General features: G+C 70.9%; 23 protein-coding genes, 1 pseudogene and 1 riboswitch. Of the genes and pseudogenes, 14 read left to right on the top strand and 10 right to left on the bottom strand.

Going from position 1 to position 25,815, the window contains the following annotated elements; all coding sequences use genetic code 11:
• Positions 1-50: 50 nt before the first annotated feature.
• The gene (locus F4559_RS03220; RefSeq protein ID WP_184666084.1) at positions 51-842 is read right to left on the bottom strand and encodes an SGNH/GDSL hydrolase family protein; all 792 of its coding nucleotides are present in this window, start codon (positions 840-842) and stop codon (positions 51-53) included.
• A 193-nt stretch (positions 843-1,035) separates the two neighbouring features.
• Here F4559_RS03220 and F4559_RS03215 point away from each other — a divergent pair, with 193 nt between their 5' ends.
• Positions 1,036-1,635 (top strand): SACE_7040 family transcriptional regulator, encoded by a 600-nt coding sequence (locus F4559_RS03215; RefSeq protein ID WP_184666083.1) that lies wholly within the window; start codon positions 1,036-1,038, stop codon positions 1,633-1,635.
• Between the two features lie 49 nt (positions 1,636-1,684).
• Entirely contained in the window at positions 1,685-3,796 is a 2,112-nt protein-coding gene (locus tag F4559_RS03210) for a phospholipase A2 (RefSeq protein ID WP_184666082.1), read from the top strand.
• 24 nt (positions 3,797-3,820) lie between these two features.
• On the opposite strand, the pseudogene F4559_RS36660 reads toward F4559_RS03210, so the two are convergent.
• From F4559_RS36660 to F4559_RS36180, 4 genes and pseudogenes are all read right to left on the bottom strand, one after another.
• A pseudogene (locus tag F4559_RS36660) lies at positions 3,821-4,597 on the bottom strand (acyltransferase family protein); the annotation flags it as partial.
• Between the two features lie 47 nt (positions 4,598-4,644).
• On the bottom strand, positions 4,645-5,325 hold the full coding sequence (locus F4559_RS03205) for an alpha/beta hydrolase (RefSeq protein ID WP_184666081.1): 681 nt from the start codon (positions 5,323-5,325) through the stop codon (positions 4,645-4,647).
• Between the two features lie 63 nt (positions 5,326-5,388).
• A complete protein-coding gene (locus F4559_RS03200; protein ID WP_184666080.1) occupies positions 5,389-6,036 on the bottom strand; it encodes a response regulator in 648 nt (215 codons plus the stop codon).
• Positions 6,037-6,039: 3 nt separating this feature from the next.
• Positions 6,040-7,158 (bottom strand): sensor histidine kinase, encoded by a 1,119-nt coding sequence (locus F4559_RS36180; protein WP_184666079.1) that lies wholly within the window; start codon positions 7,156-7,158, stop codon positions 6,040-6,042.
• Between the two features lie 167 nt (positions 7,159-7,325).
• Between F4559_RS36180 and F4559_RS03190 the strand changes: the two genes are divergently transcribed.
• Positions 7,326-7,826, top strand: a complete 501-nt coding sequence (locus tag F4559_RS03190) for a hypothetical protein (RefSeq protein ID WP_184666078.1) — start codon at positions 7,326-7,328, stop codon at positions 7,824-7,826.
• 88 nt (positions 7,827-7,914) lie between these two features.
• Positions 7,915-9,483 carry a cellulose binding domain-containing protein gene (locus F4559_RS03185; protein ID WP_184666077.1) on the top strand — a complete coding sequence of 523 codons (1,569 nt, stop codon included), beginning with the start codon at positions 7,915-7,917 and terminating at the stop codon, positions 9,481-9,483.
• A 299-nt stretch (positions 9,484-9,782) separates the two neighbouring features.
• On the opposite strand, the gene metX is transcribed toward F4559_RS03185, so the two are convergent.
• Together metX and F4559_RS03175 are read right to left on the bottom strand one after the other, a co-directional pair.
• Entirely contained in the window at positions 9,783-10,826 is a 1,044-nt protein-coding gene (gene metX / locus F4559_RS03180; RefSeq protein ID WP_184666076.1) for a homoserine O-acetyltransferase MetX, read from the bottom strand.
• Positions 10,823-12,142 (bottom strand): bifunctional o-acetylhomoserine/o-acetylserine sulfhydrylase, encoded by a 1,320-nt coding sequence (locus F4559_RS03175; protein ID WP_312865977.1) that lies wholly within the window; start codon positions 12,140-12,142, stop codon positions 10,823-10,825. Before F4559_RS03175 ends, metX begins: the two co-directional genes overlap by 4 nt.
• A 310-nt stretch (positions 12,143-12,452) precedes the next feature.
• Here F4559_RS03175 and rdmE point away from each other — a divergent pair, with 310 nt between their 5' ends.
• Positions 12,453-13,985 carry an aklavinone 12-hydroxylase RdmE gene (rdmE, locus tag F4559_RS03170; RefSeq protein ID WP_184666074.1) on the top strand — a complete coding sequence of 511 codons (1,533 nt, stop codon included), beginning with the start codon at positions 12,453-12,455 and terminating at the stop codon, positions 13,983-13,985.
• On the opposite strand, the gene F4559_RS03165 is transcribed toward rdmE, so the two are convergent.
• Positions 13,977-15,248 carry an MFS transporter gene (locus F4559_RS03165; protein ID WP_184666073.1) on the bottom strand — a complete coding sequence of 424 codons (1,272 nt, stop codon included), beginning with the start codon at positions 15,246-15,248 and terminating at the stop codon, positions 13,977-13,979. The two genes, rdmE and F4559_RS03165, sit on opposite strands and share 9 nt — an antisense overlap.
• 162 nt (positions 15,249-15,410) lie before the next feature.
• Here F4559_RS03165 and F4559_RS03160 point away from each other — a divergent pair, with 162 nt between their 5' ends.
• From F4559_RS03160 to F4559_RS03145, 4 genes are all read left to right on the top strand, one after another.
• Entirely contained in the window at positions 15,411-15,785 is a 375-nt protein-coding gene (locus tag F4559_RS03160) for an SSI family serine proteinase inhibitor (protein WP_184666072.1), read from the top strand.
• A gap of 64 nt (positions 15,786-15,849) precedes the next feature.
• The gene (locus tag F4559_RS03155) at positions 15,850-17,766 is read left to right on the top strand and encodes an ABC1 kinase family protein (RefSeq protein ID WP_184666071.1); all 1,917 of its coding nucleotides are present in this window, start codon (positions 15,850-15,852) and stop codon (positions 17,764-17,766) included.
• 9 nt (positions 17,767-17,775) lie between these two features.
• Positions 17,776-18,261, top strand: coding sequence for a glutathione peroxidase (locus F4559_RS03150; protein ID WP_184666070.1), 486 nt, complete (start codon positions 17,776-17,778; stop codon positions 18,259-18,261).
• Between the two features lie 100 nt (positions 18,262-18,361).
• Positions 18,362-19,102 (top strand): hypothetical protein, encoded by a 741-nt coding sequence (locus tag F4559_RS03145; RefSeq protein WP_184666069.1) that lies wholly within the window; start codon positions 18,362-18,364, stop codon positions 19,100-19,102.
• Positions 19,103-19,144: 42 nt separating this feature from the next.
• On the opposite strand, the gene F4559_RS03140 is transcribed toward F4559_RS03145, so the two are convergent.
• Entirely contained in the window at positions 19,145-20,503 is a 1,359-nt protein-coding gene (locus tag F4559_RS03140) for an L-serine ammonia-lyase (RefSeq protein ID WP_184666068.1), read from the bottom strand.
• Between the two features lie 6 nt (positions 20,504-20,509).
• Entirely contained in the window at positions 20,510-20,890 is a 381-nt protein-coding gene (gcvH, locus tag F4559_RS03135; protein ID WP_184666067.1) for a glycine cleavage system protein GcvH, read from the bottom strand.
• Between the two features lie 120 nt (positions 20,891-21,010).
• A riboswitch (glycine riboswitch) is annotated at positions 21,011-21,103 on the bottom strand.
• Positions 21,104-21,303: 200 nt separating this feature from the next.
• Here gcvH and ald point away from each other — a divergent pair.
• From ald to F4559_RS03110, 5 genes are all read left to right on the top strand, one after another.
• Positions 21,304-22,410: an alanine dehydrogenase gene (gene ald / locus F4559_RS03130; RefSeq protein WP_184666066.1), complete on the top strand. Its 1,107-nt coding sequence runs from the start codon at positions 21,304-21,306 to the stop codon at positions 22,408-22,410.
• 329 nt (positions 22,411-22,739) lie between these two features.
• Positions 22,740-22,922, top strand: a complete 183-nt coding sequence (locus F4559_RS03125; protein ID WP_184666065.1) for a hypothetical protein — start codon at positions 22,740-22,742, stop codon at positions 22,920-22,922.
• 5 nt (positions 22,923-22,927) lie between these two features.
• On the top strand, positions 22,928-23,293 hold the full coding sequence (locus F4559_RS03120) for a hypothetical protein (RefSeq protein ID WP_184666064.1): 366 nt from the start codon (positions 22,928-22,930) through the stop codon (positions 23,291-23,293).
• A 48-nt stretch (positions 23,294-23,341) separates the two neighbouring features.
• On the top strand, positions 23,342-24,916 hold the full coding sequence (locus tag F4559_RS03115) for an ATP-binding cassette domain-containing protein (RefSeq protein ID WP_376774621.1): 1,575 nt from the start codon (positions 23,342-23,344) through the stop codon (positions 24,914-24,916).
• Complete coding sequence (locus F4559_RS03110) at positions 24,916-25,788, top strand: ABC-2 transporter permease (protein WP_184666062.1); 873 nt, start codon at positions 24,916-24,918, stop codon at positions 25,786-25,788. The genes F4559_RS03115 and F4559_RS03110 overlap by 1 nt, the downstream gene beginning before the upstream one ends.
• Positions 25,789-25,815: the final 27 nt, after the last annotated feature.

Below are 25,815 nucleotides of genomic sequence, written 5' to 3'. Positions count from 1 at the left end.
GTCCACCGTAAAGGGGGTCACCGAGGCGACCCCCTTCGTGGCGTGCGGTGTCAGCCCGTGACGGCGTTGAGCTGTGCCAGGTAGCCAAGCCGCTGACCGTCGCGGTTCGGGTGGTACGACTCCTCGACCGGCCACGACAGACTGTTGAGCCACCACGCGGACGAGCAGATCTCGTGTCCCGAGAACGAGCCCCGCAGGTCGCGGTAGGTGAACGAACGCGCCGCCGCCCGACCGGACACGACGGTGTGCAGGGTGTCGGCCGCCGAGTTGATCGCGGCGCGCTTCGTGTCGCTCAGGCCGACCGAGCACGAGCCCGGCACCTGGTACATGCGCGGGTAGCCGAGCACGACCACGCGGGCGGACGGGGCACGGTTGCGGATCTGGGCGTACACGTTGTCGAGCAGGCCGGGCAGGGTGTTGTTGGTGTAGTTCTTGGCCTGGTTGACCCGGTTGACGCAGGTCGCGTCGGAGCCCAGCGTGCACGTGGTGATCACGTCGACGAAACCGGCGTCGTTGCCGCCGACGGAGACGGTGACCAGCGACGTCGTCGCGGACAGCGCGCCGATCTGGTTGTTGAGCACGTCGGAGGTCTTGGCCCCGGAACAGGCCACGAACTTGAAGCTCGCGGGCGCGTGCGTGGCGGCCCAGAGCGCGGGGTACGCGTACTGGCCACGCTTACAGCTCCCGCTGTCGCCGTAGTACGAGCCGGTGCCCGTGCCGGCCGAGTAGGAGTCGCCGAGCGCGACGTAGTTCTCGGCCGCGGCGGCTTGGGCGGGTAACGCGGTGAGGACGGCCACCGCGGCGGCGGCGACCAGGGTGGCCAGGGTGCGGATCGGACGCATCGGACTCTCCCGTCCAGGGATTTCGCAGGGTGTGATGCGGAGTGCGTTCTCAGAGTTACCAGCAGGTACGAGGTGATCGGCACCCCTTGGTCAAGAGTTAACGAGGAGTGCGTCTCGGCGGTTGACGAGCACCTGTCCACGGATGCGTTAACGGACGTTCACCTGAGCGCGGTGGGCCGATTAGGATGAAGCCGTGCCAGCCACCGATGGAGTGAAGCCCAGCCGACGGGACCAGATCCTGGACGCCGCCGCGGAACTGTTCGCCCGGCACGGGTTCCACGGCGTGGGCATCGACGACATCGGCGCCGCCGTCGGCATCTCCGGCCCCGCGCTCTACCGGCACTTCAAGTCCAAGGACGCGATGCTCGGCGAGATGCTGACCGCGATCAGCGACCGCCTGCTCGACGGCGGTCTCGGCCGGGTCGCCGCGGCCGGCGACGACGCCGCCGCCGCGTTGCGCGACCTGGTCCGCTGGCACGTCGACTTCGCACTGGACGACCCCGCGCTGATCACCGTGCAGATCCGCAACCTGGCCAACCTCACCGACCCCGACCGCCGCCGGGTGCGCGCGCTCCAGCGCCGCTACGTCGAGGTGTGGGTGGAGACGATCCGCCGCACCGCGCCCGAGGTCGACGAGCCCACCGCACGCGCCGCCGCGCACGCCGTGTTCGGTCTGATCAACTCCACGCCGCACAGCGCGCACCTCGACCGCGACCAGATGGCCTCGCTGCTGTCCGGGATGGCGCTGGCCGCGTTGACCGGCCTGCCGTCCACCGACCTCACCCCGGCCTGACCCGGGGCGTTTGGCGGCGGGCGTTGCCGTTCCGTAACCTGGGTTGCCGATGGGCGTCGGAGCGGTGGACAGGCACGGGCGGGTCGGGCTCCGGGTGCTCGACCGGCTGCCGGCGTGGTTCCGGTTCGTCCTCGTCACGCTCGCGGTGTTCGTCTGCGGCGTGATCGCCTCCCGACCGGCCGGTGCCGCCGACGACCGCCCGCTGACCGGCGACGTCGCCGACGCGGCGCGCGCGGTCGGGCGCATGACGGCACCTGATCGCACCACCGACCCGCTGGCCGCGTTCCCCGCCGACTTCGACGAGGTCACCGGGCGCGACCCGCGCACGATCACCGCGCCCGACGGCACGCTGCGCGCGGTCGACCCGGGCGGCGGCTGCTCGGGACCGGCGGGCGACACCGAGTGGGACTTCGGCACGGCGTGCCGCGCGCACGACCTCGGCTACGACCTGCTGCGCTACGCCGAGCACAAGGGCCGCCCGCTACCCGCGAACGCACGGCGGAGCCTCGACGCCCGACTCGCCGCCGACATGCACGGCCAGTGCGACCTCAACCCGCGCGGCGCGGCCACCCGCTGCCACCTCGTCGCCCGGATCTACGCGGGCGGCCTGGCGTTCAACTCGTGGCGGCAGCGCTGGGGTCCGCCGGGTCACGAACCCGTGGTCGCCTGGGGCCTGGGCAGCGCGGTCGTGGTGTTCCTGCTGCTGGCCCGGCTGCCGCGCCGACGCGGTCCCGCGCACGGCCCGGTCGTGCCGCCCGAGGACGACCGCTACGCCACGTTCCTGCGCCTGGGCTCGCTGGGCACGGTCGTGGTCGCCCAGTCGGTGCTCACCGTCCTGCACTGGGCCGGGTTGGACGCGGACCGGCTGTGGCCGCTGACCTGGGTCCTCCAGGCCACGTCGGTGTTCTACTTCGCGGGCGGCCACGCGAACCTCGTCGGCTGGCACGCGGTCCGCGCGCACGGCGGCGGGTACGGCCGCTACCTGACCGGCCGCATCACGTGGCTGCTGCGCCCGATCCTGGGGTTCGTGCTGGCGTGGCTCGTCCTGCCGTTGCCGCTGGAACTGCTCGACGCCGACAAGAGCCGCGTCGAGACGTTCGGCCGGCTCATCGCGCACCCGCTGTGGTTCCTGGGCCTCTACCTGGTCGCCATCGCCGCGACCCCGGTCATGGCCCGCCTGCACCGGGCGTTCCGCCACGCCACACCGCTCGTGCTGCTCGGCGTGATGACGGTCGTCGACCTGGTACGCGTGATCTTCGGCTGGCGCACGGGCGGCTACCTGAACCTCGTCCTCGGCGCGTTGTTCCTCCAACAACTCGGGTTCCACTACGCCGACGGCTCGCTGCGGAACATCCCCCGCCGGGTGCTCGCCCTGGTCGCGAGTGCGAGCGTGCCCGTGCTGCTCGTGTTGATCACGGTCGGCGGCTACCCGCGCGCGATGATGGCCCTGCCCGACGAACGGGTGTCCAACCTCAGCCCGCCCACGATCTGCCTGCTGGTGCTGGGCGTCGGCCAGCTCTGCCTGGTGCTGCTGCTGCGCGACCGGATCACGGCGTGGCTGGGCGGCCGGCGCGCGTGGCGGGTCGTGGCGTACGCGCGGACCGCGCCGATGACCCTGTACCTGGGCTACCTGACGGCGTTGGCGGGCGTGGTCGGCGTGCTCGGCCTGCTGGACGCGCCGTCGACGTTCGCGCTACCGCGCTGGCCGGCCGTGCTGGTGCTCATGCTCGTGCCGCTGCTGCTGGCCTTCCACCGGTTCGAGCGCAGGTTCCTGCCGTCCCCCTGCCACACCAGGGAAACCCACCGGACGCGGCTCGCGGCCACGCTCGGCGTCGGGTACGGAGTGCTGGGCGTGCTGGGTTTCGTCGTCACCGGGTTCTCCGGCACCACCGCGACCCTGGTCGTGCTGGACGTCGACCCGTTGCAGAACCTGATCCACCTGCTGCTGGGCTGGTACCTGCTGCACACCGCCAAGTCCGGCGCGTGCCACCGGCGCCGGCCCTGGCTGCTGACCGCGTTGGCGTGCGTGCCCCCGCTGCTCGTCCTGCGCCCCACGACGCCGATGGTCGCGTTGCACGTCGTCACGATGGCCGCGGCGCTGCTGGCCGCGATTCCCAACGAACAGAGCGCCCGCGACCAGCGGCAGCCACAGCACGCGTGACACCAGCCAGAGCGGGTCGTCCGGCAGGTCGTGCAGACCGGGCAGCACGCCGAACGCCGAACCCACGAGCGTGACCACCAGCAGCGCGCTCTGGTGCGTGAGGAACACCGGCAACGCCCGCGCGGTCAGCCACCGCGCCCGGAACGTCGGCCGGATCAGCAGCACCAGGCCGATCTGCGCCACGGCCAACGCCAACGCGGCGGGCGTCGGCGGGAACAGGTTCGACACGGCCGCGCCCGGCACCCCGACCGCACTCACCGGATAGCCCAGGCACAGGCACACCGCGAACGCCAGACCGCCCGACACGAACAGCGCCGACCCCCAGCGACGCCGCTGTCCGTGCCGGGCGACCAGCACGCCGATCCACCACGGCACGACCCAGACCGCCAGGACGGCGGTCCACTCGAAGGCCAGGCCGACCGCGGCCACCGGCAGCACCCACCACCACCGCGACAGCGGCGTGACGAGCGAGAACACGACGTACACCGCCAGGAACCACAGCGGTGTCACGACCAGGTACCCCACCGTCAGCACGGTCTGCTGCGGCACGCCCCGGGCCGCCATGCCCAGCAGCACCAATGCCCACGTGCCCGTCAGCACGCCGACCGGGACCACCAGCCGGCGCAGGCGCGACCGGCGGGACCGGGCCGCCGCGAACCCGCCCGCGAAGAACAGCAGCCCCAACGTCTGGAACAACCACGTGAACGGCGCGAGCCACGGCATCCAGCGCAACGGGCTGTCCACCACGAACCCGTCCCCGGTCGCCACCACCGAGGTGACCAGCCAGTGCCCGACGACCACGCCGACGATCCCCACGGCCCGCACCGCGTCCACGAACGGATCGCGTGTCACGACACCTCACCGGCCGCGATCCGGGCGAGCATGGCCAGCGACGCGGTGCCGGGCGTGAAGTACTCGTCGTGGGCATGGGCCTCGCCCGTGTCGAACACCCTGGCACCAAAGGACTCCGCGGTCGGATCGGTGCCGTGGCCCAGGTCCAGGAACCGGATCTTGGGCACCCACCGCGTCCAGTCCGACGAGCCGCGCGCGGCCCAGACCCGCGCGGTGGTGCCGAGATCGGCGGCCGTGGCGAAGCGGACACCCGGACTGCCGAGGAAGACCACGTCGTCCACGGGCAGGCCGCGCACGGCGTCCGCGCACACCAGCGTGCCGTAGCTGTGGCACAACAGGTGGACGTGCCCGCGCAGGCCGCGCACGTACTCGCGCAACGCCACCGCGCCCACGCGGGCCAGCCGCCCGGACGCCGCGTCGACACCGAGCCCCCGCGGCGTGCGGTAGCCCAGCCACGCCACGACGGCCACGTCCGGGCGTTGTGCGCGCAATCGTGCGGCCATCAGGCCCACGGTCGCGTCGAACCGCTCACCATCCACATCGGACCCGGGCACGACGACGGCCACGTGGCCGCCCGACAGGTCGCCGAACACCTCGACCCGGGGCGTGAACGCCGGGGTGCCGCCGGTCGGCGCGACCAGCACCAGCAGCGTGACGAGCAGCGTGATCCTCCGCATGCCGGGAAAGCTAGGCGGACCACGGAGTCCGGATCGTCCCGCCGGAGTAGCCGATTCCCGGTGCTACCCCGGTACGACCAGGCCGCTCTCGTAGGCCGCGATCACGGCCTGGGCGCGGTCGCGCAGCCCCAGTTTGGTCAGGACGCGGCTGACGTGGGTCTTGACCGTCTGCTCGGCCAACACCAGGTGGACGGCGATCTCGGTGTTCGACAGACCCGTGGCGACCAGGCGCAAAACCTCGGTCTCCCGCTCGGTCAACGCGGTGAGCGCGGCGGGCCGGACGACCCGGACCGGCTGGGCCTTCACGAAGTCCTCGATGAGCCGTTTGGTCACCGAAGGCGCGAGCAACGCCTCGCCCCTGGCCACCACCCGCACGGCGTCGAGCAGTTCCCGGGCGGGCGCGTGTTTGAGCAGGAACCCGGAGGCGCCCGCGCGCAACGCCTCGTACACGTAGTCGTCCAGGTCGAAGGTGGTCAGCACGAGCACGCGGACCGGGTCGTCGGCCAGCAGCCGCGTCGCGGTCAGGCCGTCCATCTCCGGCATGCGCACGTCCATCAGCACCACGTCCGGGTGCAGCGCGCGCACGGCCGCGACCGCCGCCACGCCGTCGCCCGCCGAACCCACCACCGTGATGTCGGGTTGGGCGTCCAGCAGCGCGGAGAACCCCTCGCGCACCATCTCCTGGTCGTCCACGACCAGCACCTTGATCACGCCTCACCCCACCGGAACCCGTGCCAGCACCTCGAACCCGCCGTCGGGCAGGGGTTCGGCCGTCACCGTGCCGCCGTGCACGCCGACCCGTTCCCGCATGCCGATCAGGCCGTGGCCGCTGCCGCCGCCGGTCGACGGGCCGCCCGCCGTATTGCGGACCACCACCTCCAAAGCGTCCCCGACCAGGCTCACGCGCACGGTCACCGTCGAACCGGGCGCGTGGCGGCGGGCGTTCGTCGTCGCCTCCTGCACGACCCGGTACGCGGTCAGCGCGACGGCCTCGGGCACGTCCGCGTCGGGCACGTCGGCGTCCGGGACGATCTCCCGGATCTGCGCCAGGCCCGGTTGGGGCGCGGTATCGGCAAGGTGGCCGGCGGCGCGCAACACGCCGAGCAGCCGTTGCATGTCGGTGATCGCGGACCGCGCGGACTCCCCCAGCTCGGCGAACTCGCGCACGGCCGGTTCGGGCAACCCGGTGATCCGATAGGGCGCGGTTTCACACCGCACCACGACCAACGACATGTGGTGCGCCACCACGTCGTGCATCTCGCGGGCGATGCGGGCGCGTTCGACCAGCGCGGCTTTCTCGTCGCGTTCGGCGTGGAACCTGCGCTCGGCCCGTCCTCTGGAGCCGAGGGCGAAGGCGAGCAGGTAGAGGACCATCAGCAGGGAAATCGTGGGCACGACCGACGACGAGACACTGAACTGACCGGCCAGGACGATCGTGCCCGAGGTCAGCAGCCCGACCAGCAGCACGACGCGCGTGGTGTGCGTGGCGGCTACGACCAGCAGTACAGGCAGGTAGAACCACCACTGCCAGGAGCCGACGACGTCCGGTTCGGTCCGGAGCAGGACCCGGAACACCAGCAGGGACACGGTGGCCAGCCGCCAGGCCGTGATCGTCGAGAACGGCAGGATCGCGTACGAGCCGAACACGATCGCGAAGAGCAGCGGCCACCAGCCGTCCGGGCTCTCGTACTCGACGTAGTCCGCACTCGTGCCGATCGCGAGGACGAGTCCGTAGACCAGCGCGGCCACCAGGAAGACCAGGCGGAGTCGCGCCCGCGCGAACACCCGCGTCCGGTCGGACACGTACACGACCTGCGCGAAGGTGCGGAACACCCGGCCGACTCTAGGGGGCGGGGCGTTGCGGCACATGCACCCGCGGAGTGTCATACCCGGGTATCACCCCGGTGGTCCGCTCGACAAGCCGTTGCGACACCCGAACGCCACCGGGTAGGCAGTGCTGGAGAGCTGTGCACCCACGAGCAGTGTTGGAAGATGGCTGAATGCACCCGCAGCGAGATCCGGACCGCAGGGCGCGGCTACAGGCCGTGGCCGGCGAAGCCCTGGCCGCGGCAAAGGTCGGAGAGGACGCGGTCGCCGTCGACCTCGTCACCGGCTACCTGAGCGGTTCGCCCGAGGGGAACGAGGAGATCAGAGAGCTGGTGCTCCTGCTGTTCTCCGAGTGCAGCGACATGGTGTCCCACCTGGGCTCCGGTGGCTCGACCCCGGTGAAGATGCAGGTCTTCGACGAGGACGGGCAGGAGGTGCCGATCGACGACGCCGACCCGCCCGTGCGCACCGCGATCCGCACGCTGCTCGCGGAGGTGCACGGCGACCAGGAGGCGGCGGCCGAGCAGATCGAGATCGCGCTGGCCAACGGGCGTCCGCAGGAGCTGGCGACCGTCGTGCTGCAGGCGTTGCGCTGGACCGTGAAGCTCGCGACCGAGTGCAGTACCCGTGACCTGGCCGTGGCGGGGTGGATCGAGGCCGCGCTCGAGGAGTAGTTATTAAGGAGTCTTGACAAGCGTTTTGGTCTAGACCAGTCTCGCCCTGGGCGCGATTCATCCCTGCAATCCCGCCGAGGAGTCCGTGATGAAACCAAGAATGGGAGCGTTGCTCGCGGCGAGCGCGCTGGCCATGGGTTCACTTCTGGTGGTCGGGGCCCCTGCCTCTGCCGCCGCAGGCGTCACCGCCACGTTCGCCAAGCCCCAGGACTGGGGCAGCGGCTTCGAAGGCAAGTTCACGATCACCAATGGCGGAACCACCGCACTGTCGAGCTGGAAGGTCGAGTTCGACCTGCCGGCCGGCACCACGCTCGGGTCGTACTGGGATGCCATCATCACCAAGGACGGCAGCCACGTCACCGCGACGAACCGGGAGTACAACGGCGGCATCGCGGTCGGCGCCAACCGGACCTTCGGGTTCGTCGGCACCGGCTCGGGTGTCCCGCAGAACTGCAAGATCAACGGTGCGTCGTGCGCCGGCGGCGAGATCCCGAACGACCCCACGCCGCCCAGCGTGCCGACGGGCCTGACGGTCACCGGCAAGAGCAGCTCCAGCGTCTCGCTGTCGTGGACCGCGTCGACCGACAACGTCGGCGTCACCGGCTACGACGTGACCGTCGCCGGCGGTGCGACCACGACCGTCCCGGGCACCACCGCGACGGTCAACGGCCTGAACCCCGACACCTCCTACTCGTTCACGGTGAAGGCCCGTGACGCGGCGGGCAACGTGTCGGGCGCCAGCACGGCGGTCACCGCCAAGACCGACCCGGGCACCACGCCGCCTCCTGGCAACCGTGGCGCACCGTACCTGTACCTGGGCTGGGGCAACCCGCCGTCGCCCGCTTCGGTCATGAACGCGACCGGCATCAAGTGGTTCACGATGGCGTTCATCCTGGCGCAGAACGGGTGCAACCCGTCGTGGGACGGCCAGCGCCCGCTGACCGGCGGCAACGATGCCAACGTCATCAACCAGATCCGCGCGGCGGGCGGCGACATCATCCCGTCGTTCGGCGGGTGGAGCGGCAACAAGCTCGGCCCGAACTGCTCCACGGCGCAGGCCCTGGCCGGCGCTTACCAGAAGGTGATCGACGCCTACAAGCTCAAGGCGATCGACATCGACATCGAGAACACCGACGAGTTCGAGAACGCCACCGTCGCGGATCGCATCCTCGAGGCGCTCAAGATCGTCAAGCAGAACAACCCGGGCATCCAGACGATCGTCACGATCCCGACCCTCAAGACCGGCCCGAACTCCCACGGCAACCGGCTGATCGAGCGCTCCAAGGCGATCGGGTCGAACATCGACGTCTTCACCCTGATGCCGTTCGACTTCGGCAGCACCGACATCCGCACCGACACGATCAACGCGGTGACGGCGCTGAAGGACAAGCTGAAGTCGACGTTCGGCTGGACCGACGCCCAGGCGTGGGCGCACTCGGGCATCTCCGGCATGAACGGCCTGTCGGACCAGAAGGAAGTGACGACCCCCCAGACCTGGACGGCGCTGCGCGACTTCGCGAAGTCCAACGGCCTGGGCCGGTTCACCTACTGGGCACTCAACCGCGACCGCGGCGGCTGCGACGGCCAGGTGTCCGGCAGCTGCTCGGGCGTGCCCCAGCAGGAATGGGAGTTCACCCGCATCACCGCCGGCTTCTGAGCCGGCCGGAACGGCTCGCGCCGGCGAGCCGACCCTGATCCCGAGGGCGGTCCCACCACCAGGTGGGGCCGCCCTTCTCGTTCGTCAGAGCAGCCAACCCCGGACCAACCCACCACACGGCGACCCAAGCCCCGCACGCAGGCCGCCCACCTTTCGGCGCCTCGAACGCACAACTCGCGGTGCCTGAACGCACAACTCGCGGTGTCCGAACGTATAACTCGCGCGATCAGGGAGGGTGGCACCCGATCGGGGTGCCTGAGTGCGTGGTTCGGGGTGTCCGGGTGGAGGACTCGCGGGAGTCAGGAGAGGAGGGTGTGGACCAAGGGGGTGACCTGGTCGGTCTCCAGGAGGAAGGCGTCGTGACCGTAGGGCGACGTCACGACCTCGACCTTGTCCACCGACGGGATCCCGTCGGCCAGTTCCTCCTGCTGCGACAACGGGTACAGCCGGTCGCTGTCGATCCCGGCCACGATGGTCCGCGCGGTGATCCGGGACAAAGCCTCACGCACACCACCACGATCACGCCCGACGTCATGGCCATTCATGGCCTCGGTGAGGACGACGTAGCTCTCCGGGGAGAACCGGTTGATCAACTTCGAAGCGTGGTGGTCCAGGTACGACTCCACGGAATACCGGCCATCCGCCTGCACCTCCCGCCCGAAGCGCGCGTCCAGTTCCGCATAGCTGCGGTACGAGATGTGCGCGATCCGCCGGGCGATACCCAACCCGACAACAGGATCCAGGCGGATGGCGTGCAACTGCGCGGACGCGAGAGCGATCTGCTCGGCCGAGGAAGCAGCGGGCGCGGCCAGCACCAGCAGGGAACGGACCCGATCCGGATAGGACACGGCCCATTCCAACGCACGCATGCCACCCATCGACCCACCGAGAACAGCGGCCCAAGAAGAGATCCCGAGCGCATCGGCCACCAGCACCTCGGCCGCCACCTGATCACGCACGGATACCCGAGGAAAACGAGAGCCCCACACCTGACCGTCGGGCGCCGAAGACCCGGGCCCGGTCGTCCCCTGACACCCGCCCAGCACGTTGGGCGCGACCACGAACCACCGCGAAGGGTCCAGGGCACGACCCGGCCCGATCAGGCCGTCCCACCACCCCGGCGTGGGGTGGCCCGGCTCGACGACGCCCGCCACGTGGCTGTCCCCGGTCAACGCGTGCAGCACGAGCACGGCATTGGACCGGGACGCGTTCAAGGTGCCCCACGTCTCGTAGGCGATGCGCAGGGGAAGGCCCGGCAGTGAGCCCGAGACCCACTGCCGACGGCCTTCCGGGTCGCCCTCCCGCCACCCGGCGAGAGGGGTCCGCCCGACAACGACGCTCACAGCACCGACTTGGCTGCCCGGAAACCGGCCTCCAGGTCGGCCTTGAGGTCCTCGACCCCTTCGATGCCGATGGACAGCCGCACGAGACCCGGCGTGACGCCCGCGATCAGCTGCTCCCCTGCCGAGAGCTGAGCGTGGGTCGTCGACGCCGGGTGCACGATGAGGCTGCGCACGTCGCCGATGTTCACCAGGAGGCTGAACAGTTCGACGCCGTCCACGAACGCCCGTCCGGCATCCACCCCGCCGCGCAGCTCGAACGACACGATCGCGCCCTCGCCGTGCGGCAGGTACTTCGAGGCGAGCGAGTGCCAACGCGAGGACGGCAACCCCGCGTAGTGCACCTTCTCGACCTCATCACGCTGCTCAAGCCACGCGGCGATGGCACGCGCGTTCGCGACGTGCTTCTCGATGCGCAGCGAGAGCGTCTCGATCCCTTGCAGGATCAGGAAACTGGTCAGCGGTGCGATCGCCGCGCCGGTGTCCCGCAGGCCCTGCACCCGCAGTTTGGCGGCGAAGGCACCGTGACCGAGGGCGGGCCAGTACTGCAGCCCGCCGTAACTGGGGTCGGGCTCGTTGAAGTCCGGGAACTTCTCCGGGTCCGAGAACTCGAACTTGCCGCCGTCGACGACGATGCCGGCGATGGCGGTGCCGTGTCCGCCCAGGTACTTGGTGGCCGAGTGCACCACGATGTCCGCACCGTGCTCCAGCGGCCGGAGCAGGTACGGCGTGGTCACCGTGTTGTCGATGACCAGCGGCACCCCGGCCGTGTGCGCGATCTCCGCGACGGCCTCGATGTCGAGGACGTTGCCGCGCGGGTTGCCCAGCGTCTCGGCGAAGAACAGCTTGGTGTTCGGGCGGACGGCGGCACGCCAGGCGTCGAAGTCGTCCGGGTCCTCCACGAACGAGACCTCGATGCCCAGCTTGGGCAGCGTGTAGCGGAAGAGGTTGTACGTGCCCCCGTACAGCGAGGCGCTCGACACCACGTGGTCGCCGGAGCGGGCGAGGTTGAGGATGGTCGCGGTCTCGGCCGCCTGACCGGACGCGAACGCGACCGCCGCGACACCGCCCTCCAGCGCCGCCACCCGCTGCTCGAGCACGTCCTGCGTCGGGTTGCCGATCCGGGTGTAGATGTTGCCCGGCTCCGCGAGGCTGAACAGCGCCGCGCCGTGCGCGGTGTCGCGGAAGACGAAGGACGTGGTCTGGTAGATCGGGGTGGCGCGGGCGCCGGTCACCGGGTCCGGTGACGCTCCGGAGTGGACCTGCTTGGTTTCGAACGACCAGGACATGTCAGGGGGCTCCTGTCTGGCTGTGGCGATGCGCGTGCACGACGAAGGTGGACGACGTGCGGGAACGGGTGGATCAGCCGAGGCGACAGGCCATGCCCGGGGCGGGCACGTGTGCTTCGTGCCGTGGTGCCGCGAGCCGACTCATGGCGAAGAAATTAGCGCTGCGTGACGACCTGCGACAGTACGTCCACGTCGTGGGAACCACGCGGGCGTGCCCGCGCGGGGCACGGCGTTCCGGTATGGGCTGCACGCACGGCATCGAACCGCCGACCCCGGGCCCCGGCAACCGGAGCGCCATACCTCTTGTCGAGCAAGTCTCTTAGTCTCTAAGATTTCCGACATGAGAGGGGACATGAAGGTCCAGGTACTGGTCGTCGGCTCCGGCCTCGGCGGCGCGAGCACGACGCTTTTCCTTGCCCGCCTTGGCATCCACGTGCTCGGCATCTCGAAGCACCGGGGCACGATGCCGCACCCGCGCGCCACCGGGCAGACCTATCGGACCATGGAACTGCTGCGCGTCGGGGGCGTCGCGGACGAGGTCCGGGCCGGCGGCGCGACCGGCGGCATGGTCATCAGGATCGCGGAGAGCCTCGGCGGGCCGGTCTTCCGGACGATCGTGCACGAGGAGGACGAGATCGACGGCGGACTCGGCCCCGAACCGTACGCCATGGCGAGCCAGGACCACGTCGAACCCGTGCTGGTGGACCGCGCGCGGGAACTCGGGGCGGAAGTCCGCTTCCACACCGAACTGCGGTCGTTGCGCCAGGACGCGGACGGCGTCACCGCGCTCCTGCTCGACCGCGGGACCGGCGAGGAGTACACGGTCACCGCCGACTACGCCGTGGGCGCGGACGGCGGGCGCAGCCTGGTCCGCACGCTGCTCGGCGTCGGCCGACAGGGCCCCGGCCACCTGGCAACGCACATCGGCGTGATCTTCCGCGGCGACGTCGGCGCGGACGTCGGAGGGGGCCGGTTCACGCTCTACTACCTGCGCAACCCCGCCTTCACCGGCGCGTTCGCCACGGCGCACTCCTGGCCGCACAACCTGTTCACCGTCGAGTACGACCCCGGATCCGGGCAGACGCCCGCCGACTTCCCGCCCGAGCGCTGCGTCGACCTGCTGCGGGTCGCGACCGACCGGCCCGACCTGCGACCGGAGATCACCGCGATCACGTCGTGGGAGATGTCGGCGTGGGTCGCGGACGCGTTCCGGGTCGGCCGGGTGTTCCTCGTCGGCGACGCGGCCAAGGTCACGCCGCCGACCGGCGGCCTCGGCGGCAACACCGCGATCGGCGACGGGTACGACGTGGCGTGGAAGCTCGCGGCCGTCCTGCGCGGCGAGGCCGGCCCCGGGCTGTTGGACAGCTACGAGGCCGAACGCCGCCCGTACGCGCGGCGGATCGTCGACGGGTCGTTCCACAACTACGTCGAGCGGTTCGCGCCGCACCTGGCCGGCCCGGACGTGCCCGCGGCGATCGACCACGACACGTTGATCATGGGTCAGCGGTGCCGTTCGGGCGCGGTGCTCGTCGAGGACGACGACGAACTCGAGGACCCGCGAACGGCCACCGGGCGACCGGGTTTCCGCGTCCCGCACGTGGTCGTCGGACACGCCGGGCGGCAGGTGTCCACTGTGGACTTCACGGGCGAGTGGACGTTGCTCACCGCCGACCACGCGGCGTGGCGCGACGCACCCGTCCGCGTGCCGGAGCTGGACGACCCGGAGGGCCTGCTCGCCCGGCGCCTGGGCACCGGCCCGGACGGCGCGTCGCTGATCCGCCCGGACGGCGTGGTCGCCTGGCGCACCAGGGCGGTGCCGGACGACCCGGCCACGACCGTCACGCGGGTGCTCGACGCGGTCCTGTCACGCTGACCGCCGCGTCTCCCCCACCACCAGCAGGCACGCGGTGCTCACCGCGGCACCGACCACCAGGTACAGCGACACCGACCAGGACCCGCCCGCGGCGAGCAGCCACTGCGCGGCGGCGGGCGACAACCCGCCGCCGAGCACCGCGCCGAGCTGGTAGCTCAACGAGACGCCCGTGTACCGCACGCCCGTGCCGAACAGTTCGGAGTAGTAGGCGGGCATCGGCCCGAACACCGCCGCCGCGCCCGCGAACCCGATCACGACGGCGAGGACCACCAACCCGGTCACGCGCGTCTCCAGCAGCCAGAACAGCGGGAACGCGTACAGCGCCAGGAACACCGCGCCGCCGAGCATCACCGGCAGCCGGCCGACCCGGTCGGACAGCCGGGCGAACCCCAGGATCGCGAGCACCTGCGCGAACGCCCCGAGCAGACTCGCGTCGAGCATGACCGAGCGGGGCAGCGCCAACTGCTTGGTGCCGTAGGAGATCACGAACGTCGCGACCACGAAGATGAACGCGTTGAAGCCCGCGTTCACCCCGGCGCCGAGCAGCACGCGCCGCCAGGAATCGCGCAACACCACCACGACGGGCAGCCGTTCGGTCCCGCGCTCGGCGCGCATCCGGCGGAACTGCGGGCTTTCCGCGACACCCAGCCGCACGTACAGGCCGACGCCGACGAGCACCAGGCTGAACAGGAAGGGCAGGCGCCACCCCCAGTCCCCGAACGCGTCGCCGGACACCACGACCGCGCCCGCGACCGCCGCGTTGGCGAGCAGGAGTCCCAGCGGCGAACCGAGGAACGTCCACCCGCCGTACCAGCCCGTGCGGTTGGGCGGGGCGTGTTCGACGACCATGAGGGCCGCGCCACCCTGCTCGCCGCCGAGGAAGAAGCCCTGCACCAACCTCAAGCACAGCAACAGGATCGGTGCCGCCACGCCGATGCTGTCGTAGGTGGGCAGCAGGCCGATCGCGGCCGTGCACAGGCCCGTGACGGTCAGCGTGAGCACGAGCATCGACCGCCGGCCGACCCGGTCGCCGAAGTGCCCGATCACCACGCCGCCCAACGGCCGCGCCAGGAAGCCCGCGCCGAAGGTCGCCAGCGCCAGGAACGTGCCGAGGAGCGGGTCGACGGACGGGAAGAACAGCTTGTCGAACACCAGCGCGGAAGCGGTGCCGTACAGCAGGAAGTCGTACAGCTCGACCGCGTTCCCGGCCGACGCGGCGAGTGCGACCCTGCGCACTCCGTTGCGCACTCCTGGTGACCCCATGCCCCTCACCCTGGCCTTCCCGGACCGGGCCGGACTCCTACAGTGGGCCACGTCACATCCACGGAGAGTGATACCCGGCGGGTGAAGATCGACTGGTGAAGTCTTCACACGATGCGGTGAGTTGGCTAGAACGGCAGGTCGCCGTCAGTTCAGTGTGGAGCCATGGCACTCCCGATTATCGCGGCCTTCGCCGCACTCCTACCCTCCGTAGTCGTCACCGATGCCGTCGTCGCGCCCCGCAACGCGTTCCTGCTCGACGTCACCTACCAAGGGGTGACGAGATCGGTGAACCTCAACTGTCGGCCCGACGGTGGTACCCACCCCCGGCACATGGAGGCGTGCGCCGACCTGTCCCGCGTCAACGGCCGGATCGAGCGCCTCGGTGGCCAGGGTGTCATGTGCACCATGGAGTACGACCCCGTGAGCGTCCTGGCGCGGGGCGAGTGGCGCGGCCAACGCCGGTCGTTCCAGGAGACCTTCCCCAACCGGTGCGTCACCTACGCGGAGTCCGCCCGCGTGTTCGCGTTCTTCGAGTGACCCGACCGACGTTCTCAGCCCGCCCGTCCTATCCTCCGCGCGTATCCGCCCGGGGGAGGACCGAATGGACGATTTCCTGCTCTACAGCGTCGGCGTTCCGCTGACGTTCCTGGCCCTGGTGCTGGGCATGGCACTGGCCGCCCGGCGCATCCTGGGCCTGCGGGTCGGACTGATCCGCACCACCATCGCCTGCATGCTCGGCTTCTCGTTCAGCGAAGCCGTGCTGTCGGGCATCGCCGACGCGCGCGACACACCCGCTCTCGCGACCGTCCAGCTCGGCATCTCGCTGCTGCTGATGATCGGCACGCTGACGTTCATCGAGATCGTCGTCCCGACCGGGTCCGTGCCGCCGCCGACCGAGTGGGTGCGGGCGATCCGGGGACGGATCGCCCGCACCCGCCGCTACTCCCGCATCACCGCCATCGCCGTCCGCCACGGCCTCGGCCCCTACCTGCGCGGTCGTGAACGCACCGACACCGGTCTGGCCCGGTCGCTGCGCCGTGCGCTGGAGGACGGCGGCGTCACGTTCGTCAAGCTCGGCCAGGTCCTGTCCACCCGGCCGGACCTGCTGCCCGCCGACGTGATCGACGAGCTGACCCGCTTGCAGGACAAGGTGTCCGAGGCTCCGTGGGACCGGGTGCGCGAGGCGCTGACGGCCGACCTCGGCCGCCCGCCCGAGGAGGTGTTCGCCGAGTTCGACGAGAAGCCGCTCGCCGCCGCGTCGATCGCCCAGGTGTACCGGGCCCGGCTGCACTCCGGTGAGGACGTGGTCGTCAAGGTGCGCCGACCGGGCGTGCGGCGGACCACCGAGGGCGACCTGGACATCGTGACCCGGCTGGCCGGCACGCTGCACCAGCGCACGCGCTGGGGACGGGCGATCGGCGTGCGCGACCTGGCGGCCGGGTTCGCCGCCGCGTTGCGCGAGGAACTGGACTTCCGGGTCGAGGCGCGCAACCTGCACGCGGTGCGGTCGGGCGCGGGCGCACCGGACGTGGTGCTGCCGCAGGTGTTCGAGGACCTCAGCGGCGAGCGCGTGCTCGTGATGGAGTTCCTGTCCGGCGTGCCGATCCGCGCGGCCGACGTCGAGCCCGAACGCCGGACGGCATTGGCCCGGTCGCTGCTCGAAGTGCTGCTGCACCAGGTGATGGTCACCGGCGTCTTCCACGCCGACCCGCACCCGGGCAACCTGCTCCTGCTGTCGGACGGGCGGCTGGGCATGCTCGACTTCGGCTCGGTGGGCCGGATCGACGCGGCGTTGCGCTCCGCGCTGGGCAAGCTGCTGCTGTCGATCGACCACGGCGACCCGGCGGGTGTGCGGGACGCGCTGCTGGAACTGGTGAGCCGCCCGGACGAGATCGACGAGCAGCGGCTGGAACGCGCGCTGGGCCAGTTCATGGCCCGCCACCTTGGCGGCGGCGGGCGCGCGGACGTGGACATGTTCGGCGACCTGGTCCGCCTGGTGTACCGGTACGGGTTGAGCATCCCGCCGGAGATCGCGGCCGTGTTCCGCACGCTGGCCACGGTCGAGGGGACGCTGGGCACGCTGTCGCCGGGCTTCGACATCGTGGTCGAGTCGCGGGCGTTCGCCGACCGGGTGTTCGAGTCGCGGCTGACGCCCGAGTCGGTGCGGCGGACGCTGACCGAGGAGCTGTACTCGGTGCTGCCGATGCTGCGCCGGTTGCCGCGCCGCGCCGAGCGGATCTCGTCGGCGCTGGAGCAGGGCCGGTTGAGCATGGGCGTGCGGTTGTTCGCCGACGAGCGGGACCGGGGCTTCGTCACCGGGCTGCTGCACCAGGTGATGCTCACGGTCCTGGGCGCGACGGCCGGGCTGATGGCCGCGTTGCTGCTCAACACGACCGGCGGTCCGCGCGTGGGTCCGGACCTCACGCTGTTCCAGGTGTTCGGCTACAACCTGCTGGTGATCAGCATGCTGCTGGGCATGCGCGTGGTCCTGACCGTCTTCCGGCCGCGCACTCAATAGCCTGGGCGCATGAGCATCCACGACATCCCGGTGGCCACCCTGTCCGGCGAACCTTCGAGCCTGGGCTCGCTGCGCGGCAAGGCGTTGCTGGTGGTGAACGTCGCGTCACGGTGCGGCCTCACCCCGCAGTACTCCGGGCTCGAACGGCTCCAGCGCGAGTACGGCGAACGGGGCTTCTCGGTCGTCGGTTTCCCGTGCAACCAGTTCGCCGGACAGGAGCCCGGTACCGCCGGACAGATCGCCGAGTTCTGTTCCACGACGTACGGCGTCTCGTTCCCGCTATTCGAGAAAATCGAGGTGAACGGCCCGGGGCGGCATCCGCTGTACGCCGAATTGACTACGCACGCGGACGAGGAGGGCACAGCGGGCGACGTGCAGTGGAACTTCGAGAAGTTCCTCGTTTCGCCCGACGGCGAAATTGTCGGGCGCTTTCGACCCCGCACCGACCCGGAAGCGCCCGAGGTGATCAAGGCGATCGAGTCGGCATTGCCGTAACATCGTTATCACCCGATCGAGTATATTCGCCCGGCTTCTTCGGTAACGAACATTTCGCGAGGCGCGAACTATCGCGTACACCGAGCACGAGGAGTCCGGCATGTCCGATGTCCGATCGCCCGAGGCACCGCGCAGACCCGCGTCGGAGGACCCGGTCGGGACGGTCTGGTTCGGCGTGCTCGCGTGGCCGTCGATCGCCCTGGGCGTCGTCGGACTGGCGTGCTCGCCGGTGCTCGGCATCAACCGGATCACCGCGATCGTCGCGGGCGTCGGCGTGGTGCTCGGTGTCATCGCGCTGTTCGGCGGACGCAAGCTGCTCGCGACGGTCGGCGTGGTGCTCAGCGTGCTCGCGATCGCGTCCACGGTCGTCGTGCGCACCGGCTCGACCGACGTGGCCACGGTCGGCGGCGGCGCGACCGCGAGCCCGTCGGCCGCGCCCGACGGGCTGACCTGGAACCAGCGGTTCAAGTGGAAGGACGGCCTGGTCGCCGAGATCGCCACGCCGACCGTGTGCACGACCGGCACGTTCGCCGTGCCGCGCAAGATCAACCGCGCGGTCAAGGTCACCATCACGGTCACCAACGGCACCGACCGGCCGTTCGACGCGGCCGTGCTGACCCGCGTCGGCGGCGACGGCAAGTTCGACAACCGCAAGGCCGACCTGATCCAGGACTCCCCCGACGGCGGCTGCGGCGGCGGCGTCGAGACGCAGTCCGTCGCACCGGGCAGCTCGTTCACCTACGACGTGGCCTACTCGGTCAGCCCGCAGACCGGAAAGCTGGAGATCACGCTCCAGCCCGGCTTCAACGCCGACAAAGCGGTCTTCTCCGGCCAGGTGTGACGCGGGTCCGGGCGCCGACCCGATCGGGTCGGCGCCCGGACTTCAGCACTCGATGACGTTCACGGCGAGTCCGCCGCGGGCCGTCTCCTTGTATTTGACCTTCATGTCCCGACCGGTTTCCCGCATGGTCTTGATGACCTTGTCCAGGGACACGAAGTGCGATCCGTCGCCGCGCAACGCCATCCGCGCGGCCGTGATCGCCTTGATCGCCGCCAACGCGTTGCGCTCGATGCACGGGATCTGCACCAGACCGCCGATCGGGTCGCAGGTGAGGCCGAGATTGTGCTCCATCGCGATCTCGGCGGCGTTCTCCACCTGTTCGGGAGTACCGCCCAACACCTCGGCCAATCCGCCGGCCGCCATCGAGCACGCCGAACCGACCTCGCCCTGGCACCCGACCTCGGCACCCGAGATCGACGCGTTCTCCTTGAACAGCACCCCGATCGCGCCCGCCGTGAGCAGGAACCGCACCACGCCGTCGTCCGACGCGCCCGGCACGAACCGGGCGTAGTAGTGCAGCACCGCCGGCACGATGCCGGCCGCGCCGTTGGTCGGTGCCGTGACCACCCGCCCGCCGGCCGCGTTCTCCTCGTTGACCGCGAGCGCGAACAGCGTGACCCAGTCGGTCACCCGCAACGGGTCGGTGGCGAAGTGCTCGGAGGCCAGCCGGTCGCGCAGCTCGGCCGCACGTCGGCGGACCTTCAGCCCGCCCGGCAGCACACCGGTCCGCGTGCAACCGCGTTCGACGCAGTCCTGCATCACCTGCCAGATGTGCAGCAGCGACGAGCGGATCTCCGCCTCGGGCCGCCACACCCGCTCGTTGGCCAGCATCAGCTCGCTGATCGGCGCCCCGGTCTCGCGGGTGCGGGCCAGCAGCTCGTCGCCGCTTCGGAACGGGTGCGGCAGGCGCGTGGCGTCCGCCTTGATCCGGTCCGTGCCGGACGCGGTCTCGTCGACCACGAACCCGCCGCCGACCGAGTAGTACACGGCCTCGTCGACGACCTCGCCGCAGCCGTACGCGGCGAACCGCATCCCGTTGGGGTGCAGCGGCAGGGACTTGCGGCGGTGCATGACCAGATCGGTGTCCTCGGCGAACGCGATCTCGCGCCGACCGCCGAGCGACAGCCGCTTGGACTCCCTGATCACCGCCACGCGGTCGTCGGCCGCCGTGGGGTCGATCTCCTCGGGCCGGTGCCCCTCAAGGCCGAGCAGCACCGCCTTCGGGCTGCCGTGGCCGTGCCCGGTGGCACCGAGCGAGCCGAACAACTCGACGTGGACCCGGTCGACCCGGTCCAGCGGCAGCCGCGCCGCGAACAGGGCCGCGGCCCGCATCGGGCCGACCGTGTGCGAACTCGACGGCCCGATGCCCACGGAGAACAGGTCGAAGACGCTGATCGCCACGGCGGGTCATTCCCGGGTGAAATCCGCGTACTTCGCGGCGGTCAGCAGGCCCTCGGCAGCGGTGACCTCGACCTTGAACAGCCAACCCTCGCCGTACGGGTCGTTGTTGATCCGCGCGGGGTCGTCGACCACGGCCGTGTTCACCTCGACGACCCGACCGGCGACCGGCGCGAACAGGTCGCTCACCGACTTGGTGGACTCCAGCTCGCCGCACACCTCGCCCGCCTTCACGACGGTGCCCGGGTCCGGGAGCTGGACGAACACGATGTCGCCGAGCGAGGACGCGGCGTACGACGTGATGCCTACCGACACGGGATCCCGGGTACCCGGCTTCCAGTCGACCCACTCGTGTTCTTCGGTGTAAAGCAGATGTTCCGGGTAGGTCACGGCAGCGCTCCAAGGTGTCCGAGGTCGGGTCCCCTGCTCTGTCCTGGGACCTGAGAGCTTCACCGCTTCGTCGCGGCTTGCACCGTGGGTGCGCGCGTGTCGCACGCTTTCCAGAGTCGCCTCGCCCGAGCGGTTCTCGCTGCCTGAGAGTGTGCGGGGTGCTTGCTCCTTCGGCGCCCCGGCGCGTGCCGAGGACTCTCCCGCGCGGGTTCTGATGCCTGCATGACGGCATCGCGGCCGGTATTCAGTTGGGTGTCGCCACGCTAGGTGCCCGTCACGACAAGTGTCAACGGACGTCGGCCGTTGTCCGATCGCCACAAACCGGAGGGCCGGCGTTCGTGCTCGCGGCACGATGACAGTTCGAGCCGGGTATCCGACCTTTGGCGTACCGACTGTCGCCGAAGGAGCCCACCGTGCGGATCTCTGTACCCCGCGAGATCAAGAACCACGAGTACCGCGTCGCGCTGACCCCCGCGGGCACGCACGAGCTGACCAACCGCGGTCACGAGGTGTTCGTCGAGGCCGGCGCCGGCCTCGGTTCGGCGATCACCGACGAGGAGTACGTCGCCGCCGGTGCCAAGGTCCTGGCGTCCGCCGACGACGTCTGGGCCGAGGGCGACCTCGTGCTCAAGGTCAAGGAGCCGATCGCGGTCGAGTACCCGCGGCTGCGCAAGGGCCAGGTGCTGTTCACGTACCTGCACCTCGCCGCCGACCTGCCGCTGACCAAGGCGCTGATCGACTCCGGCACCACGGCCGTCGCCTACGAGACCGTGCAGACGCCCAACGGCGCGCTGCCGCTGCTCGCCCCGATGTCCGAGGTCGCGGGCCGGCTCGCGCCCCAGGTCGGCGCGTTCGCCCTGATGAAGCCGTCCGGCGGGCGCGGCGTGCTGCCCGGCGGCGTGCCCGGCGTGCACCCGGCGCGCGTGGTCGTCATCGGCGGCGGCGTCGCGGGCCTCAACGCCGCGACCATCGCCGTCGGCCTCGGCGCCGACGTCGAGATCCTGGACACCAACGTCGACCGGCTGCGCCACATCGACGCGCTCTTCCAGGGCCGGCTGCGCACCGTCACGTCCAACTCGTACTCGATCGAGCAGGCCGTGCGCGACGCCGACCTGGTCATCGGCGCCGTGCTGGTCCCCGGCGCCAAGGCGCCCAAGCTCGTGAGCAACGAGCTGGTGTCGCAGCTCAAGCCGGGCACCGTGCTCGTCGACATCGCGATCGACCAGGGCGGCTGCTTCGCCGACTCCCGGCCGACCACGCACGCCGACCCGACCTACGCCGTGCACGACTCGGTCTTCTACTGCGTGGCCAACATGCCCGGCGCCGTGCCGCGCACGTCGACGTACGCGCTGACCAACGTGACGCTGCCCTACGCGGTGGCGTTGGCGGACAAGGGCTGGCAGACCGCGCTGCGGGCGGACCGCTCGCTCGCGCTCGGCCTGAACGCGCACGAGGGGCTGCTCACCAACGAGCCCGTCGCGCAGGCGCACGACCTGGAGTTCACCGCTTACGAAGCGTGATCGCCGCCGCACCAGGGCGTCCACCCGACCGGTGGGCGCCCTTCGGCGTTTCCGGGCAAAAAGAGGCGACCCGCTCAACCAGCCTGGGGGTCACTGGGAGCGGGCCGCGCAGCCCATCCTAGCGTCGCCGGGGGTGCGGTGCCCAGTGCCGTGCGGGTTTCTTCACCGGCGCTTCGGTATCGGACTCAAGCAAACGAGTGAATTCAGCGGGTAACGGGTAAGTCACGACGTCCATCCGGCCGATGGTGGGACACAGGACCCGACGGCTACGCAGCGCGGCGGACCGGTCGCCCCGCGTGAGCCCCTGACCACCTCGGATCGGAGCACTCATGGCACAACCGCACGGTTGGATCGACTGTCACGACCCGTTCGGGCGCGACCGGTCGATGACCGTCCTCGTCGCGGACGACCGGGTGCTGCTGGTCGCACCACCCGGCGAGTCCGCCGTGATGTCCGTCACGCAGACCCGAAGGCTCCGGGCGCTGCTCGGCCAGGCCGCGAGGCGGATGTGAAAGGCGTGGACGAGACCCTGCGCGACGCCGTCCTGCGCCGACTGGCCCAGCTCGACCAGGCCGTGGCGCACGACGAGGCCGAGTCGCTGGTGCCGCTGGCCCGCACCGGCATCAACCGGCTGGCCGACGGCTGGCGCCTACTGCTCAGCCTGCACCAGCCCGACCCCGACGGCCGCTGCGACTCCTGCCAGGGCGTCCTGCGCAACCGGCGCTGGCCGTGCCGCGTGTGGACGACCGCGCACCGCCACCTCATCGGCGAGGGCGAGACGCATCGTGAGCGGAGGCGCCCGTTGCGCAACCCGTTCACCCGCATACCGGCACAAAGTCGCACGGAAGTGGACACGAAACCACGCCATTCGCTACCTGAATGATCCTCCTAGGGCAGGATGACGCCCGGTAGGAGCATTCGGGAGGGACGCGTGCACGACGGCACTGGCCGCATCGTGGTGCAGAACCTGACCAAGCAGTTCGGTCCGGTCGCAGCGGTGCAGAATCTCAGCTTCACGGTCGAACCCGGGACGGTGACCGGCTTCCTCGGCCCCAACGGCGCGGGCAAAACCACGACCCTGCGCATGCTGCTCGGGCTCGTGACGCCGACCTCCGGGGTCGGTCTGATCAACGGTCGGCCGTTCCACCAGCTCGGCAACCCGGCACGGGTCGTCGGCGCGGTGCTCGAGGCCCAGGGGTTCCACCCCCGGCGCACGGCCCGCAACCACCTGCGGGTGTACGCGGCGGCCATCGGCGTGCCCGACCAGCAGGCCGACCGGGTGCTCGAACTCGTCGGGCTCGGCGCGGCGGCCGACCGTCGGGCGGGCGGGTTCTCGCTGGGCATGAAGCAGCGGCTCGCGCTGGCGACCGCGCTGCTCGGCGACCCGCAGATCCTCGTGCTCGACGAGCCGGCCAACGGCCTCGACCCGGAGGGCATCGCGTGGCTGCGCCAGTTCCTCCAGTCGTACGCGCGCAGCGGCCGGACCGTGCTGATCTCCAGTCACCTGCTGGCCGAGGTCGAGCAGACCGTCGACCAGGTGGTGATCGTCAGCCGCGGCCAGACCATGTTCTACGGGCCGCTGGAGAACCTGCGCGCCGGGCGTGAAGGCCGGGTGCTCGTGCAGCCCTCGGACATTCCCGCGCTGGTCAAGGCGTTGCAGGAGGCCGGGATCACGAACCTGGAGCAGGCGCCGGACGGGCGGATCGCGGTCGTGGGCGGCGACGCCAAGCGGATCGCGGACGTGGCGTTGCAGGCCGGGGTGTCGATCTACGGCATCCAGGAGGAGAAGGTCGACCTCGAGCAGCTCTTCTTCCAGCTCACCAACGGCCAGTACACGGGCCAGGGCCCGTACGGGCAGCAGCCGCCGCCGGGGCCGCACTACGCGGCACCGGCAGGTTATGCGCCGCAGGGCCAGGTGCCGCCGGGGTACGCGCCGCCGCCGGGGTACGCCCAGCCGGGGTTCCCGGCACCGGACCAGTCCGGGTACGCGCCCCCGCCGGGTGGCTACGCGCCGCCGCAGCCCGGTTTCCCGCCGCCGGACCAGTCCGGGTACGCCCGGCAGACCGGCTACGCGCCGCCCCCGCTCCCGTCGGGGAACGCGCAGCCGGGCTTCCCGGCGCCCGACCAGTCGGGGTACGGGGCGCCCGGCCCGTCCGGCTACGCGCCGACGGCCCCCGACCAGTCCGGCTACACCCGACCGGTCACGCCCGAGCAGCCGACGCAGGCCGTCGAGCAGTCCGGGTACACCCGACCGGTCACGCCCGAGCAGCCGGGCTTCCCCTCGTCGGACCAGGCCGGGCACCCGACGCAGGTCGTCGACCGGTCCGGGGCGGTCACGCCCGACCAGTCGGGTTTCCCGACGGCGGAGCAGGCCGGGGACCGGCCGGGCGACCCGGCATCGGACCGGACGGCACCCGATCCGGTCGTGCCGCCGGGTGAGGCACCACCGCCGGACGGACAGCCGGGCGGACAGCGGAACCAGGGCGGCCTCGGGGGCGGTGCGTGATGGGCAATCTGATCAAGTCCGAGTTCCGCAAGATCCTGACCACCGGTCTGTGGTGGGGCCTGCTGATCCCGACCGTGCTCGTGGCCCTGGGCTGGGGCCTGGGCGCCGGTCTGATCGGCGAAGGTCTCATGGAGGCCGTCCAGAGCAGCGACGTCGAGGAGCTGACCACGGCGTTCGGCCTCTCGCCCGACCAGTGGCAGGTGTCGCTGTTCGGCATGGCGCGCGCCATCAACATCGCCACGATCTTCCCGATGATCTTCGGCGGGCTGGCGATCGCGAACGAGATCAACCGCAAGACGATCACCACGACGTTCCTCACCGCGCCGAACCGGGTGAGTTCCCTGTCCGCGAAGATGATCGTCTACGTGGCGTGGGGCGCGCTCTACGGCATCGCGATCGTCGCCGCGATGAGCATCGGCATCGCGCTCACCGCACCCGCGAACACGCTGCCCGACGCGGCCGGCTGGCTGGCCATGGTCGGCGTCGGCCTGCTCTCGTCGATCCTGATGACCATGTTCGGCGTCGGTGTCGGCGCGCTGCTCAACAGCGTGGTCGCGACGACCGTCGTGCTGGTCATGTACATGCTGGTGATCGAGAACGGCATCCAGCTCGTGCTGACCGCGAACGAGGCGTCCGACGTGATCGGGTTCCTGCCCAACGGCGCGGTGAACGGCCTGACCGGCTCGGTGGCCGCGTCGCTGTTCCTGGCCGACGCGGGCGTGGTGCCCGACGAACTCGAGGACGTCATGCGCGCGCTCGCGGGCGGGCTCGGCGCGCACGAGTGGTGGCTCAGCGGGTTGATCTTCCTCGCGTGGACGGCGTTGTTCTTCGTGTTCGGCTGGCTGTCGACGCAGCGCAAGGACATCACGTGATCGGGTGATCTTCGCCTCGGCGGGGCC

It is taken from the genome of Saccharothrix violaceirubra (assembly GCF_014203755.1).
Lineage (GTDB): Bacteria > Actinomycetota > Actinomycetes > Mycobacteriales > Pseudonocardiaceae > Actinosynnema > Actinosynnema violaceirubrum.
Note: the sequence above shows the minus strand (reverse complement) of the source record. Positions and strands in the feature narration are given on the sequence as shown.